The sequence below is a fragment of the Leifsonia sp. ALI-44-B genome (genome assembly GCF_001984125.1).
In the GTDB taxonomy this organism is placed as follows: Bacteria; Actinomycetota; Actinomycetes; order Actinomycetales; family Microbacteriaceae; genus Okibacterium.
Genome location: NZ_MTQL01000007.1, coordinates 1144972 through 1159525, shown reverse-complemented (window position 1 = coordinate 1159525; position 14554 = coordinate 1144972). Strand labels below are relative to the sequence as shown.

Below are 14554 nucleotides of genomic sequence, written 5' to 3'. Positions count from 1 at the left end.
ACAGCCACCGAGGAGCCCCGTGAAACCCGAGCGCCCTGACACATCCGCGGATCGCCCGTCGCTTCCGACATCCGATTTCGAGCGGGCCGTCGGCGAGCTGGTCGACAAGGCCCACGACGTGCTGCACACGCAGGAGCGGCTGCGCGATCTGCTCTCGGCCACGCGTGCGATCGCCGAGGACCTCGACCTCGAGGTGGTGCTGCGTCGCATCATCCAAGCGGCCGTGAACCTCGTCGGCTCCCGATATGGCGCGCTCGGCGTCATCGGCCCCGACGGCATGCTCGAGCAATTCATCCATGTGGGCATCGACGACGACCTGGGACGAACGATCGGGCACCTCCCGACGGGCCTCGGGGTCCTGGGCGCCTTGACCGCCGAAGCCCGCCCCGTGCGCCTGAAACACCTCGCCGACGACCCTCGCTCGGTCGGTTTTCCCGCCCACCATCCGCCCATGGACAGCTTCCTGGGCGTGCCGATCCAGGTGCGCGGCGAGGTTTTCGGCAACCTCTATCTCACCGATCGTTCGGGTGGCCCCTTCAGCGACGAAGACGAGGAGCTTCTGCTGGCCCTCGCTGCGGCCGCCGGTGTCGCGATCTCGAACGCGCGCCTCTTCGGTGACACGCAACGCCGCCAGCGATGGTCGCTCGCCTCGGCCGAGGTCGCCTCGGCGTTGCTCGACGAAGACGGCGCCGACCCTCTCGGGCTCATCGCAACCTCGATACTCCGGCTCACGAATGCAGCCGTCGTGGCGTTGATCGTGCGCACCGGCTCGGGTGCCTTCGCCACCGAAGGAGCGTGGGGCGCCGATGCGGCGGCCTATGCCGGCCGGGTGTTCAGCGCAGGCACGACCCCGGCCGCTCAGGTGATCTCCTCAGGCAATCCCGTGGTGTCTGCCGGCCTTCCGCATCCCGGCGCGCCCGACGGTGCTGCGTCGACCGGCAGCGCCATGACCGTTCCACTCAGCCGAGCCGGGGGTGTGGATGCCGCGCTCCTCGTCGCCCGGCCGCCCGGTGCCCTGCGTTTCGATGACCTGGACCTCGACATGATCACCGACTTCGCGAGCCAGGCCAGCGTGGCGCTGGAACTGCGCGGAGCCCGCGCCGCCCGGGAGCGCGTGGCCCTGCTCGAGGACCGCGCCCGCATCGCCCGTGACCTGCACGACAACGTGATCCAACGCCTCTTCGGCGCGGGACTGGCGCTCAACGGAATGGATCTCGACGCCCTTCCCGAGCCCGCCCGAGCACGCATCGACGGCGTCTCGGACCTGCTCGACGAAGCCGTCGCCGAGATTCGCACGTCGGTCTTCTCGTTGCGCTCGGCGCGCCGCGCGCGGCCGTCGGCGCGGCACCGACTGCTGGATGTCGTCAGCGAGGTCGCGGGATCCTTCCCCACCTCGCCGCGCATCGTGTTCGAGGGCGACGTCGACGGCGTGATCGTCGACGACCTGCTCGACGACACCGAAGCCGTCGTGCGTGAGGGGCTCGCGAATGCCGTGCGTCACGCCCACGCGACGACCGTGATCGTGTCCGTCGGGGTGACGGCCGGCGCGATCGAGGTGCGCATCAGCGACGACGGGCCCGGGCCGGGTGTTTCCCCACCCGCGCGTTCGAGTGGCACCGCGAACCTCGCGGCCCGCGCCGCGTCCCACGGCGGGTCGAGCTCGCTCGACCCAGGCGCCGAGGGCGGCAGCGTGCTCACGTGGCAGGTGCCCCGATGATCCGCGTCTTCCTGCTCGACGACCACGAATTGGTGCGCCGCGGCATCGTCGACGTGATCGAGCGCGAGGCCGACCTGACCGTCGTGGGCGAGGCGGGGACCGTGCGAGACGCCGTGTCCCGCGTCGATGCGACGGCCCCCGACGTGGCCGTGCTCGATGTGCGGCTGCCCGATGGGTCGGGGATCGACGCCTGCCGCGACATCCGCTCGGCCCACCCTGGGCTGCCGTGCATCATGCTCACGGCGTTCGACGATGACGACGCCCAGCAGGGCGCCGTGCTGGCGGGTGCCCAGGGGTGGTTGCTCAAAGACATCCGGGGTGCCGGGCTCGTGAGCGCCATCAGACAGGTCGCGGCGGGCGCCCAGCTCATGGACGCCGAGCTCGTTCGTCGCGCGCGGCAACGCGTGCTCGACCAGCGCCCGGCCGACGACGTACAGCTCACCCTGCGCGAGCACCAGGTACTCACCCTGATCACCGAGGGGATGACGAACCGCCAGATCGGCGAGCAGCTGGGCCTTGCCGAGAAAACCGTCAAGAACTACGTCTCGGGCCTGCTCGGAAAGATCGGGGTCGAACGTCGCACGCAGGCGGCGGTCTACGGGCTCACGCATCCGCACAGCGCTCGACCCTGAGTCGGGCCTAGCGCGAGCGTTTGATCTCACCGTCGCTCGAGGATGGGGTGTCCGCCGGCTCACGCCCGAGCGCCCCACCTCGCGACAGCCGCTCGCGCGTTGCGCGGCACAACCGTTGCCAGTGTGCGCTGTCTACCGTGCGTGTTCTCATGCGTTCCTCGCTCTGTCGTGCCGTGTCCCTTCAGTCCACCGCGCGTCGCCTCGTCCCGACAGAGTCCAAGGGCCCACGACATCCGAGATTTATTCATTTCGTCGTGGGACCTTCGGCCCTGACCCAGCTGGCGCGGGAGGACGACTCTGGAGTCATGACGACAACGTCACACGAACAGAAGGAACACTCATGAGCACCGCAACCGCCACCGGTTCCACCGCCGCCACGACCACACCGCTCAGCCCACGCACACGCCTTCTCGCCCGCTGGGCCGGCCTACTCGCGATCATCGCCGGCATCGTCATGATCGTCGCCGGCGGCGTGGTCTGGGGTGTCGTCAGCTCCCAGCTCGCCGACCAGCACATCACCGTGAGCGAGGATGCCTCCTTCCTCGCCAATGCGCCCGTGACGGGCCCGTTCAGCGCCCTCGCCCAGGCCGACGCCATCAACATGCACGCCACCGCCATGGCCGACGGCAAGACCTACGCCCAGCTCGAGAAGGATGACCCGATCCGCGCCACCGTCATGGACGCATCGTTCCTGCGGGCGTCGCTCTTCACCTCGGTCGTCTCGTTCGGCGTCGCCTTCTTCGCCATCGGGGTCGGCCTCATCCTCGCCCTGCTGGGATGGGCCACGACCACGCTCAGCCGGGCGATTCCGGCAACCGCGCGGTAGGTTTCCGAACCGCATTCGCCCTCCCCGCGCTGCGCGAGACGCTGTTGGGAGAAGGGCCGTGACGAGATATTCGTCTCGGCCCTTTTCCTGTGACCGCATGGTTGTTCCGCAGGTCGAACGACCCTCTTGAGCTGGGCAATTCAGAATACTAACCTGTCCAACATGTTGAATTTCAAGACTCGCTTAGCGGCTCCAGCCCTTCTCGCCATTCTTCTCTCTGGCGGTTCGATCGAGGCAGCTCATGCTGACGGCCAGGTCCAGAATGACTCCTCGTCCGAGACGGCTGAGTCCGCGGAATCGGCCGCCCTGCGCTACCGAGTGGTCAACGTTTCATCCTCTCGAAATCAACTGGGCGGTGTCATTGGCTCGTGCAATATCCGATCCTCCGGTGGAACCTGTCAGATCAGTCGTGGCAAAACGGCCAGCCGGGACATCCAGCTCAGTCTTGGTGCGAGTCGCGGCTCCGTTGCAGCCGGTCTCAATATCAGCGCGGGGACAAGCGTGGCCACGACCGTCTCGTGTTCATCACCGCCGATGTCAGCGGGGCAGACGTGGAAGGCACGAGCCGTGGGCACGCGGTATCACTACAACGTGAGTAAACAGAAGGGCGTGCACGGCCGCACCGGCGTCATCGGTTGGAATACCGTCGCTACAAGCGGCCGCTTGACCGCCCTGAACCCCTACAGTTCGTCAATATCGTGCGGGCTCTAACTGTCCGGACAGCCTCAGTTGGTGCCCTCTTCGTGCTCGCGATGACGCTGACGAGTTGCAGCGCGGCGACGACGCCGTCGGCTTTTGTCGGCAACGGATTAGAGAGCGTCGCGCTCGCGCGGAGTGATGACTCGGAGTTACTCACCCAGGACGCCTCTCCGCGGGTGAACCTCCCAGCCACGTTCGACGGTGACGAAGAAGGCTGGACGGTCGTCGCGATCTGCTCGAGCGCGTCGAGCATTGAGGCCTCGGAATCGATCGAGGTTGCGGTCATCCCGACGGGTGCGTTTCGGCAGGATGCGAAGAACGCCCTTCAGGAGGGGCACTACTCGGACGCGGTGGACTGTGAAGGGAGACCCTACCGCTGACCAAAACGCGGTCGCGCCCGCCGGTTCGCTCTTGATCAACTCACAGCATTCGTCTAAACTCGACAGCGCAGACTCCCCCACACATGTGGATCAGGGAGTCTCGCTGTTTAATGCAGTCAATGGCCGAGGGCCGCGAGGACGTCGGCGACGTCGCGGTCGTCGTTCCAGAGGTGGAAGGCGACGCGGGCGCGGCCGGCTCGACCCGAGGCTGTGATGCCGTGCGCGGTGAGGGCCGCGAGATCGTGGGCCGAGGCATCCGGCCATGTGATGATGGCCTGGCCCGCGCGCGGGAGGCCGAGACCGTCGCAGAGCGCGTCGCCGAGGGCCGCGTTGTGGGCGTGCACCTCGGCGAGGTCGAGCGAGGCGAAGAGGTCGATGGCCGGTTCGGCGCCCACCCAGACGGGCCAGGCGGGCGACACGTCGAAGGCGCGCGCGTCGGTGGCGAGCTGCATCTCGGGGCCGTAGCACGAGGCCCAGACGTCATTGCCGGCATACCAATTGGCCTGGATCGGAACGAGCGTGCGCTGATAGTCGACGCCGAGGGTGAGGAACGCGGCGCCGCGCGGGGCACACAACCACTTGTAGGCGTGGCACACGGTGGCGTCGAAAAGCGAGGCATCCACGGGCATAGCGCCGGCGGCCTGCGTGGTGTCACACAGCGTGAAGGTGCCGGTGGATGCTGCGGCCGCCACGATCGCCGCGACATCCGCTACCCGGCCCGACGCCGACTGCACGAGCGAGAACGCGACGAGATAGGTGTCGGCTGTGATGGAGTCGGCGAGCGCCTCGACGGGGACGTGTCGCACACGAACGCCGCGGCGCTCGCGCACCATGAACGGAAACACCATCGAGCTGAAGTCGCCGGCGACGCACAGCACCTCGGCGCCGTCGGGCACCCCGGCCGCGAGAACGCTGACCATGGCGGAGACGTGCGAGCCGATCGCGATACGGTCGGGCGCGACGTTGACCAGGCGGCCGTAGGCGTCGCGCGTGCGGGCGATGCCGGCGTCGAAGGCGGCGGGTGAGCACGTGCCCTCGGCCCAGTTCTGCTGGTCGGCGCGCATGGCGGTGAGCGTGTCGGCGCTGGCGAGGCCCACCGAGCAGGCCCCGAGATAGCGGCGACCGCCCACGAACTGGGCGCGCGCCTCGTCGAGGGTGCGGCGGGGGTGCGCGAGCGTCGTCATGGCTCCAGGGTGCCCGTGCGGCATCCATTCGACAACGACAGCTTCTCTATCGGCGGCATAACCGGACGTTATGCTGGGGCCATGACCGAGCCCCGCACGCCTCTGGCCGCCGACCTCGACTCGCAGACCCTGCGCGTGGTGCGGGCCATCGCCGACACCGGGTCGATCACGGCCGCCGCCGCGTTGCTCGGCTACAGCCAGCCCGCCGTGAGCCAAACGGTTCGGCGCCTCGAACAGCGATTGGGGATGCCGGTGCTCACGCGCGTTCCCCGCGGCGCGTTGCTCACCGAGGCCGGCGACATCCTGGCGCGCCACGCGGCGACCGTGCTGCGCTCGATCGACTCGGCAGCCGAGGAGCTGGCCGAGCTCGCCGGACTGCGCACGGGATGGGTGCGCATCGCCGCTTTTCCGTCGGCGTCGTCGACCATCGTGCCGCGGCTGATCGAGCGCATGAGTGCCAACTATCCGGGACTGCGGTTCCGCTACATCGAGGCCGAGCCGCCCGAGGCCGTGCAGGCGGTGCGCGATCACACGGCCGATATCGCCCTCACCTTCAGTTATCCGGGCGACCCCGACGATCCACACGGGGCGAGCGCCGCCGGGCTGACCGCGACACCGCTGTGGCGTGAGGACATGGTTCTGATTCTGCGGCGCGATGCCGACGCGCCGCGCGGCGCGCTAGGCGACTCGGGCCCGGCCGCGCGTCTCTCCCCCGACGCGTCGCCCCTCGCCCTCGATTCCCTCGCGGCCGCCGGCTGGATCGCGGGCTGCCCGCGCTGCCGGGGCCACCTCCTGCACCTGTGCGCGGCGCACGGTTTCACGCCGAGCATCGACTACGAGACCGACAACGTCTCGGCCGTGCTCGCCATGGTGGAGGCGGGGCTCGGGGTGGCACTGCTTCCGTCGTTGGCGCTCGCGAGCGTGCCGCTTCCCGCGAACGTGGTGGCACGGCATCCGGCGACCCCCGACTCGCGCACCGTGCACCTCGTGTCGGCCGAGGCCTCGCATCGGGTTCCTGCTATTGCCGCCACTATTGCTGCCATCGACGCGCTCGACACCTCCGCGTGGGGACTCGCGGCCGCTCGCTCCTGACGGCCGGGCCAGATCGACTGGCTTCGCACGGCTGGCCGCGCGAGACCGCGCTGATCAGCCGCGGCGAGAACTCCACCCGACCTCGACCCCACCCACTCCCCGGCGTATACTCGCCGACGTGAGTCTGACCGTTTCGAACCTGCCCGCGGGGCGTCTGGGGGTTGCCGGCGTATCGTTCGCCGGCATCAGGTAGCCGCCTTTCCCGGTGTTTCCGGCGCCACTCGGCGCTACCCCGCCGCGGTTGCCCGCGCTCGCTCGACAGGAGTGGGCCCGATGCGCACACCCGGCATCCGCGAATCAGCAGAGTACGAGAACGAGTAAGACACGAGCGCGTCGTCGTTCGTGCGACACAGACAAGGCGATCACCCATGCTTCCCCTGACGGAAAAAGACATCCGAGCATCCTTCATCAACGCGTCGCAGCGCGAGCGCAAGGAGCTCAACCTGCCCGCCCACCTCGACAGCATCGACTGGGAGGCCATCGACTACCTCGGATGGCGTGACCCCAAGGCCCCGGCCCAGGGCTACGTCGTGCTGCACCTCGACGGTGTGGCCACGGGCATCCTGCTGCGGAAGGGCGACGTGCAACCCCGCACCCGACCGCAGTGCGCCTGGTGCGAGGATGTGGAGCTGCCCAACGACGTGGCGTTCTTCAGCGTCAAGCGCGGTGGGGCGGCCGGGCGACGCGGCGACACCGTCGGCACGCTCGTGTGCGCCGACTTCGAGTGCTCGGTCAACGTGCGCCGCCGCCCGACGGTGGCCTACGTGGGCTTCGATGTCGACGCCGCGAAGCAGCACCGCATCGATGTGCTGCGTGAGCGGTCGCAGAGCTTCGTGCGCGGCATCCGCAGCACCGACTAGCGATTGGGGCGTGGCCGGCGACACGCGTCGACCGGCCACGCCCGCATCGCGGCCCCAACATCACCCTTCGATAACGTTTACCCCCCGAAAGGGTGTCGTAACGTCCCGTTCACAAGGGGTGGATAGGTTCTCTCACATCCACCACTTTTCTTGAGACAGGACAACTATGCGCTTACATCGCATCGTCGGCATCGTGGCGTTGACGGGGCTCGGCATCGTCGCCGCAGCACCCGCCACCGCCGCGCCCGCCGCAACCGGTGACACCGTCGAGCTCACACTGCTCGCCACCACCGATACCCACGGACACGTGTTCAACTGGGACTACTTCGCCAACGCCGCCTACACGAAGGACGCCGACATCCTCGGCCTCACGCGTGTGGGAACGGTCGTCGACGAGGTGCGCGCCGCCAAGGGTGCCGAATCCGTCATGGTCTTCGACAACGGCGACGCCATGCAGGGCACGCCCCTCACCTACTACTACGGCATGGGGGATGGCGCAGCCAGCGTTCTCGACAACACCATCGAGCACCCCATGGCCCAGGCTTTCAACGCCATCGGCTACGACGCCCAGGTCGTGGGAAACCACGAGTACAACTACGGCCTCGACATGCTGAGCGCCTATGAGAACGATCTGCAGGCACCGCTCCTCGGCGCAAACGTGATCGACGCGAAGACCGATGCTCCGTACCACAAGCCCTACGAGCTCATCGAGCGCACCATCGACGGCAAGCAGGTCACCGTGGGCGTGCTCGGCGTGGTGACGCCCGGCATCCGCATCTGGGACAAAGCAAACGTCGAAGGCATCCTCGAATTCGATGACATGGTCGAGACCGCCAAGAAGTGGGTGCCCGAGATCGAGGCGCAGGCCGACGTCGTCGTCGTGCTCGCCCACACCGGTCAGGGAACCGTCGCCGACGCCGACTACGTGCCCGCCGACCTGAACGAAGACGTGGCCAACAACATCGCCACGCAGGTGCCCGGCATCGACGTGCTCGTCGCCGGCCACAGCCACCAGGACAAGCCCGAGACCGTGCTCACCAACGTGGCCGGCGAGAAGGTTCTCATCACGCAGCCGAACTACTGGGCGCGCGGCGTGACCGAGACCACGCTCAACTTGGTCGAAGACGCCTCGGGCAACTTCAACGTGGACTGGTCGGATGCCGCCAAGCCGACGGTCAAGCCGCACTACGGCAAGGACACCCCGACTGAGAGCCAGAAGGTCGTCGCCGCGCTGCAGGACGAGCACCAGCAGACCATCGACTACGTGAACACGCCCGTCGCGCGCTCGACCGAGGCGCTGCCCGCCGAGACCTCGCGCTATGAGGACACGGCGATCATCGACTTCATCAACTACGTGCAGGCCGACACGGTGGAGACGGCCCTCGACGGCGGCCCGCTGGCCGACATCCCGGTCATCTCGCAGGCCTCGCCGTTCTCGCGCACGGCCATGTTCCCCGAGGGCGAGGTCACGATTCGCGATATCGCCGGCCTCTACATCTATGAGAACACGCTGCGCGGCGTGCAGATCACGGGCGCTCAGCTGCGCGAGTATCTCGAATTCTCGGCGCGGTACTTCAACCAGGTCGCCCCCGGCGCGACGTTCGACCCGGCCACGGGCACCAACGCCGTGACGGCCGACCGCCCCACGGGCATCCCCGACTACAACTATGACGCTCTGTCGGGTGTCGACTACGAGATCAACGTCTCGCAGCCGGTCGGATCGCGCATCCAGGGCCTGTCCTACGCCGACGGCAGCGCCATCGCCGACGACGACCAGTTCGTGCTGGCCGTGAACAACTACCGCCAGTCGGGTGGCGGCGGGTTCCCGGCCGTGGCCGACGCCCCCATCGTCTATGACGAACTGCAGGAGATCCGTCAGCTGCTGATCGACTGGGCCGGCGCGCGCGGCACGATCGACCCCGCCGACTTCTTCGTGCAGAACTGGGCGCTGTCGACGGCCGCCGTCGTGGCGCCCGAGCCGACGCCGGTACCGACCGACCCGGCCGATCCGACCGACCCGGCCACTCCGGCCCCGGGCACGGGTGACGAAGCAGGTGCGGGCTCCGGCTCGGGCACCGGCTCCGGCACCGCGGGCTCCGGCTCGAACACGGGCTCGCTCGCGAACTCGGGTGCCGAGAACGGTGTGCTCGCCCTGGGCGCAGCCGCTCTGCTCCTGATGCTCGGAGCCGGCTCGACCGTGATCGCGCGTCGACGCCGCCAGCGGGCATAAACTCGGCACGACCTCAGCGCGAGGGGCGCCCACCGGATGCGGTGGGTGCCCCTCGTCGCATGCGGCACCGTCTGATCACCCAACCCGAGGAGAACTCGTGAACGACGTCGACCCCTACGGCCTGCCGACGTTCCCGGGCGAGGACGTGCTCGACGGGTGGGTCGACCACTCCGAGATCCAGCTGCGCGACGTGCGCGTTTTCACGCGCGGCAGCCTCACGGCGACGCTCCTCTCGCATCCGGGCGTCTGGGATGTCATCGTGAGCGACGGCGCGGGCAACGTCGAGTTCCTCGTGGCCGATGTCGAAGACGTCGCGCCCACCTTGTATGAGGTCGCACGCCGCATGTAGCTCCGGTCGTCCGCGACAGACTTGCGCACGCCCGCACGTGGCGCACACAGGTGCACGCCCGCACAACGAAGGGCGGCCACCATCCCGGTGACCGCCCTTCGCCCGTCTATCGGCGCACCCCGCTATTTCGCGACGGGGCCGTACATGTTCTCGATCTCGTTGAGCTCGAGGTCGGCGGTCGCCTGAATGAGCGCGAGCAGCTCGGGGTCGAGACCCGGGGCGAACTCCTCCATGCGCTCGGGGGCGATGGTGATGGGGCTGCCGACGGGTGCCTGCTCCGAGGCATCCAGTTCGGTGCCGTCATTCGAGGGCGAGGCGCCGCGGAAGATCTTGCCCGCCTCGGACTGGCCGCGCAGGTCGAACGAGTACTGCTTGCTCTGCAGGCCGCGATCGACGAGTTCCTTGACCTCGGGGAAGGCTTCGGCGTTGGTCTTCGGGATCGGCAGCAGTTTGCCCCAGTCGACGCCGAGGGACTCGAGGGCCTTTGCATAGGCATTCTCGTGGGCCTGGTCGCGCACGATCAGGTAGGAGATGGTCGAGCGCGCCGTCTTGTTGTCGGTCATCTCGTAGATGCGGCACTTCTGCAGGCGGCCGGTCGACTCGAGCATGAGGTTGTAGAGCAAGTCGAGCGTGAGGTTGCCCGAGTTGTAGACGTAGCTGCCGCTCCACGGGTTGCCGGCCGCGTCGACGGGCAACGCGCCCTGGGCGCCCACGAGGTAGTGGTGGATGTTGCTGTGGTCGAGCGCGATGTTGAGGGGGATGGCTCCGCCAGCGCCGGCCTTGTCGAGCGGGTCGGTGGGCTTGCCCTGGTACTGCGGAGACCCGTCGAGAAGGCGGGAGATCGTCGTGCCGATGAGCTCGACGTGGCTGATCTCCTCGGTGCCGATGCCCTGGATGAGGTCGCGGTACGGCTTCGCCGCCGGCCCGCGGAAGTTCATGGCCTGGAAGAGGTATTGCATCATTGTGCGCATCTCGCCGAACTGGCCGCCGAGACCTTCCTGCAGCGCGTTGGCGGCCGCGGGATCCGGCTCGTCTTGGGCGATCTCGTTGATGAAGTCCTGAACGTGGAAATACATCTGTGCCTCCTGTCGGGGTGGCGGCGCGATGCCGTCGAAGATCAGCCTGCGGGCTCACCGGCATCCTGGTAACCCCATTGCGAAATGCCCCCGAATGGGTGACAGAAATGCGGGGCAGGGGCAGTTAAGCCGTTGCGCGCACGTCGGCGGTTTCGATGTTGCCCGCGAGGATTCGATCGAGTAAGCGTTCGTAGCCGTCGACCATTCGCGTGACGGTGTAGGGCGCGGCGGATGCTTCCACTCGGGCGCGATCACGGCGACGGGCCGTGCGAATGGCGCGACCGAGGGACGCCGCGCTCTCGTCTCGGGCCAGTGCGCCATTGGCCGTGGAGATGAGTTCGGGGAGCGCACCGTTCGGCAGGGCCGCGACCGGGGCGCCGAGTCGCAGGGCCTCGACCACCGAGAGCCCGAAGGGTTCGGCCCAGAGTGGTGATGCCACGAAGACCGAGGCGGCGGCGAGGAAGCGGTCGAGCTCCTCTGAGTCGAGGTGGCCGACATACGTCGCTCCCCGACCGAGCAGGGGTTCGATGTCTTCCTCGAAGTAGCGGGGGTCGGCGATCGGGCCCGCGATGCGCAGCTCGATCCCGGCGCGCGCGGCGGCCTCGATGGCCACGTGCAAACCCTTTTCGGGCGTGATGCGTGCGGCCCAGGCGGCGTAGGAGGTCGGCGTGACGGGGTCGGCGTGAGCATCGGACCCGCTGTCGGCGAATCCAGCCACGGCTTCGCTGAGCGTCGCGGCGAGGTCGGCGGCCTCCGCATCGGCCGGGGTGACCCCCTCGGCGGAGGCTGGGCGTGGCAGGACGCCGTTGTGCACGACGTGCACCTCGGGCAGGATCAGGCGCCAGGGCGCGGCATTCGATTCGGACACCGTGACGAAGAGGTGTTGCGGCGAGGGCGACCACCCCGGGCTCGTGACGATGGCGTTGACATCCGCGAGCGTCGGCGGCGTGTGAAGAATCGTCAACATCGGCAGGTGCCGCATGTGCGTATAGGGCAGCACGCTGAGCGAGTTGTTGATGACGATGTCGAAATCGCCCTCACTGATGATTTGGATGCTGTGGTGCACGGCCTCGGCCAGGAAGCCCTTCTGCTGCACCCGCACGAGCGGCGACGCCGCGAACACGAACTCGAAGTCCGCGGGCACGAGCGGATACACCGCGGCCGTCGTCTCAGAGCCTTCCTTCGCAAAGAGCGTCACGTCGTGACCGCGCGCCACAAGCTCATCCGCCAAGATCGCCGTATGGGTCTCGGTTCCACCCTGAAAAGGCTCGGCGATCGGGTGATGCATGTGGCACAACACGGCGATTCTCATCTGCGGGCGGGTCTCCGTTTCTCGCGGGGGTGGGACGGCGACAACGCCGGAGCGGGACTCGGCCCACTAGCCGATCATCGCCGAGAAGCGCTTCTCGGAGAAGGCCTTGCGAGAAGTGTTCACCGGGGGTACAACTTGGCGTGACACGCCCGAAACACGCGTCAGTGGCGCGAGCCGGTCACTGACCCACCTCGGACGACACGACGGGGATGCGCTGGGCATCGAGGACCTCGACCGATCCGCGCCGGTTCGCCGCCCAGCCGAGGAGTACCGGGTCGCCTCCCACGACGACGGCGCGGCCCGTCGTGCGCAGGAGCGGCAGATCGCTCTCGTCGTCCCCGTAGGCGATACTCCGAGCCAGGTCGATCGAGTGTTGGGCCGCGTGATCGCGCACCGCCGTCGCTTTAGTATCGCTCACCATCGCGCGCACCATCTCCCCCGTCACCTGGTCGCGCACCACCACAGGCATCGTGCACAGCACCTCGGTGACACCGAAGTGGGCCGCGATCGGGGCGAGGCAGGGCCACCACGAGCCACTGACGAACACCGCGCGGTGGCCCAGATCCTGGTGGCGCCGCATCCGCTCGATGACGGATGGGGTGAAGCCGTCGCGCACGGCGAAGTCTGCAAACCAGTCGGCGCCCGCGCGCTCGAGGCCCGACCAGGTCTCGCCCGCGAAGGCCTCGACGAACAGGCGGTGCAGGGTGACGCGATCGTGCGTGGCCGCGACGGCGCGCTCGAGGCCCGCGACCCGCTGGGCGACGAAACGGCCGCGGGGGTCGGCGGCATAGAAGTCGAGGAACGATCGCAGGGTGCCCGTGCGGGTGATCGTGTGGTCGACGTCGAAATACGCCGCCTGGTCGGTTGCCATATGTCGAGTGTGTCAAGACGGGAGGGGAGAACGCGCCCGCTTCGCCCGTCGTTCATGCAAAGATCACGCATCGTTCCCGGGATAAGTAGAGCGCACACCTTGATGCCGGTGAAGAGTGATCCTGCGCTATCCGACTCCACCCGGCCCATCCGACACCACGACGAGGACACCATGCACACGACATCCACTCCGCCAGCCGCCTCCGCCACGACGACCATTCCGACAGCGGCGGCATCCACCGCGACCGCCGCCGCCGCCGCCACCGCCACCGCCACCTCAGCCGCCGCGACCACCTCACCCGCCGCGATCACCGCCCCCAGTTCGGCGCCGGCCTCAGCCGCCGCCCCCGACGCGTTCGACACCCTGCTCGGTCCCGCCGCGAACCGCTACTTCGGCACCGGCTACCGGCGCATCGACCAGAAGTTGCTGCAATTGGCCGACACGACCGCCGAGAACACCGACCCCGCCGAGCCGACCTCGCTCGCTGCATCCGGTGTCGCATCGATCACCTACCCCGAGGACTGGTCGACCAAGGGTGGGAGCGCGCGCGTGCCGCACCTGAGCACGCTCGACGCGCTGGCCCTCGCAGCCGAACTCGCCGAGGCCTACCTGCGACGCATCGGGGTGAGCTCGGACGGCATCGAGGCGTCCTGGCTGGAACAGTTCGCCGTGCGCGCAGGGGCCACGCCGCTCGAGCGGGTCGATGCCATACCGGTCGCGCTGACCGTCTCCCGCGCAATGGAGGCCACCGCGCGGCCCGACGAGTTCCGCACGGTGCTCGCATGCCGGATCGGTTCACTCTCGGGCACGGTGACGCTGCGGCATCCGGCCCCGTCGATCGCCGGCCTGCCGTGGTCCGCGACACTGGGGGCCATGCGAGAGCCGCGCATTCACACCACCCTCTTCCGGTCGCTCGAGCATGTGTCGTCGCTGAGCGCGCTCGACGAGACGGCCGCCACACTCGACATGGAGCACACGGTGCGGCCGTCGGGCACGGCACCCCGCCGGGCGGCCGGGCTCGAGGCGCGCTACTGGCCGTCCATCGGGCTCACCGATGCGGCCGCGATCGGCGGCCAAATGGCCCAGGCGCTCATCTACGCGGGCGATGAGGTGGCGCGCGACAACACCGACACGTTGTGGATGCGGCGCGCCACGTTCACGGCCACCTCACCGGTGCGCGTGGTCGGCGTGCCGCAGCCGTCGCGCATGATCGTGACCCGCCGCCGCTCGCTGCCCCACGACGGACGCACGCTGCACAGCGTCGACGTCGAGGCCGGCATCGGCGGCATCGCGGTCACGTCGTCGCTCGCCTATTTCGCCGACTGA

14 protein-coding genes are annotated in these 14554 nt (G+C 68.5%); 10 read left to right on the top strand and 4 right to left on the bottom strand.

Annotated elements, in window-relative coordinates:
* Positions 1-19: 19 nt before the first annotated feature.
* From ALI44B_RS12465 to ALI44B_RS12445, 5 genes are all read left to right on the top strand, one after another.
* Positions 20-1717 (top strand): sensor histidine kinase, encoded by a 1698-nt coding sequence (locus ALI44B_RS12465; RefSeq protein WP_077054946.1) that lies wholly within the window; start codon positions 20-22, stop codon positions 1715-1717.
* A complete protein-coding gene (locus tag ALI44B_RS12460) occupies positions 1714-2349 on the top strand; it encodes a response regulator (protein WP_077054945.1) in 636 nt (211 codons plus the stop codon). The genes ALI44B_RS12465 and ALI44B_RS12460 overlap by 4 nt, the downstream gene beginning before the upstream one ends.
* A 340-nt stretch (positions 2350-2689) precedes the next feature.
* Positions 2690-3175 (top strand): hypothetical protein, encoded by a 486-nt coding sequence (locus tag ALI44B_RS12455; protein ID WP_077054944.1) that lies wholly within the window; start codon positions 2690-2692, stop codon positions 3173-3175.
* Between the two features lie 162 nt (positions 3176-3337).
* Positions 3338-3886 (top strand): hypothetical protein, encoded by a 549-nt coding sequence (locus ALI44B_RS15950; RefSeq protein ID WP_143459239.1) that lies wholly within the window; start codon positions 3338-3340, stop codon positions 3884-3886.
* A gap of 41 nt (positions 3887-3927) precedes the next feature.
* Positions 3928-4254, top strand: a complete 327-nt coding sequence (locus ALI44B_RS12445; protein ID WP_143459237.1) for a hypothetical protein — start codon at positions 3928-3930, stop codon at positions 4252-4254.
* A 116-nt stretch (positions 4255-4370) separates the two neighbouring features.
* On the opposite strand, the gene ALI44B_RS12440 is transcribed toward ALI44B_RS12445, so the two are convergent.
* The gene (locus tag ALI44B_RS12440; protein WP_077054942.1) at positions 4371-5438 is read right to left on the bottom strand and encodes an aminotransferase class V-fold PLP-dependent enzyme; all 1068 of its coding nucleotides are present in this window, start codon (positions 5436-5438) and stop codon (positions 4371-4373) included.
* Positions 5439-5519: 81 nt separating this feature from the next.
* Between ALI44B_RS12440 and ALI44B_RS12435 the strand changes: the two genes are divergently transcribed.
* The 4 genes from ALI44B_RS12435 (at position 5520) to ALI44B_RS12420 (ending at position 9969) form a co-directional block, all read left to right on the top strand.
* Complete coding sequence (locus ALI44B_RS12435) at positions 5520-6530, top strand: LysR family transcriptional regulator (protein ID WP_077054941.1); 1011 nt, start codon at positions 5520-5522, stop codon at positions 6528-6530.
* Between the two features lie 368 nt (positions 6531-6898).
* The gene (locus ALI44B_RS12430; RefSeq protein ID WP_077054940.1) at positions 6899-7390 is read left to right on the top strand and encodes an FBP domain-containing protein; all 492 of its coding nucleotides are present in this window, start codon (positions 6899-6901) and stop codon (positions 7388-7390) included.
* 166 nt (positions 7391-7556) lie between these two features.
* Entirely contained in the window at positions 7557-9620 is a 2064-nt protein-coding gene (locus ALI44B_RS12425; protein ID WP_077054939.1) for a bifunctional metallophosphatase/5'-nucleotidase, read from the top strand.
* 97 nt (positions 9621-9717) lie between these two features.
* Entirely contained in the window at positions 9718-9969 is a 252-nt protein-coding gene (locus ALI44B_RS12420) for a hypothetical protein (RefSeq protein ID WP_077054938.1), read from the top strand.
* A gap of 122 nt (positions 9970-10091) precedes the next feature.
* Here ALI44B_RS12420 and ALI44B_RS12415 read toward each other — a convergent pair whose 3' ends face one another.
* The 3 genes from ALI44B_RS12415 to ALI44B_RS12405 all read right to left on the bottom strand — a co-directional run bounded on the left by ALI44B_RS12415 (position 10092) and on the right by ALI44B_RS12405 (position 13228).
* A complete protein-coding gene (locus ALI44B_RS12415) occupies positions 10092-11045 on the bottom strand; it encodes a manganese catalase family protein (RefSeq protein WP_077054937.1) in 954 nt (317 codons plus the stop codon).
* A 124-nt stretch (positions 11046-11169) separates the two neighbouring features.
* A complete protein-coding gene (locus tag ALI44B_RS12410; protein WP_077054936.1) occupies positions 11170-12333 on the bottom strand; it encodes a glycosyltransferase in 1164 nt (387 codons plus the stop codon).
* Positions 12334-12535: 202 nt separating this feature from the next.
* The gene (locus ALI44B_RS12405) at positions 12536-13228 is read right to left on the bottom strand and encodes an HAD family hydrolase (protein WP_077054935.1); all 693 of its coding nucleotides are present in this window, start codon (positions 13226-13228) and stop codon (positions 12536-12538) included.
* A 108-nt stretch (positions 13229-13336) separates the two neighbouring features.
* Between ALI44B_RS12405 and ALI44B_RS12400 the strand changes: the two genes are divergently transcribed.
* Positions 13337-14554 (top strand): AvrD family protein, encoded by a 1218-nt coding sequence (locus tag ALI44B_RS12400; RefSeq protein ID WP_179100264.1) that lies wholly within the window; start codon positions 13337-13339, stop codon positions 14552-14554.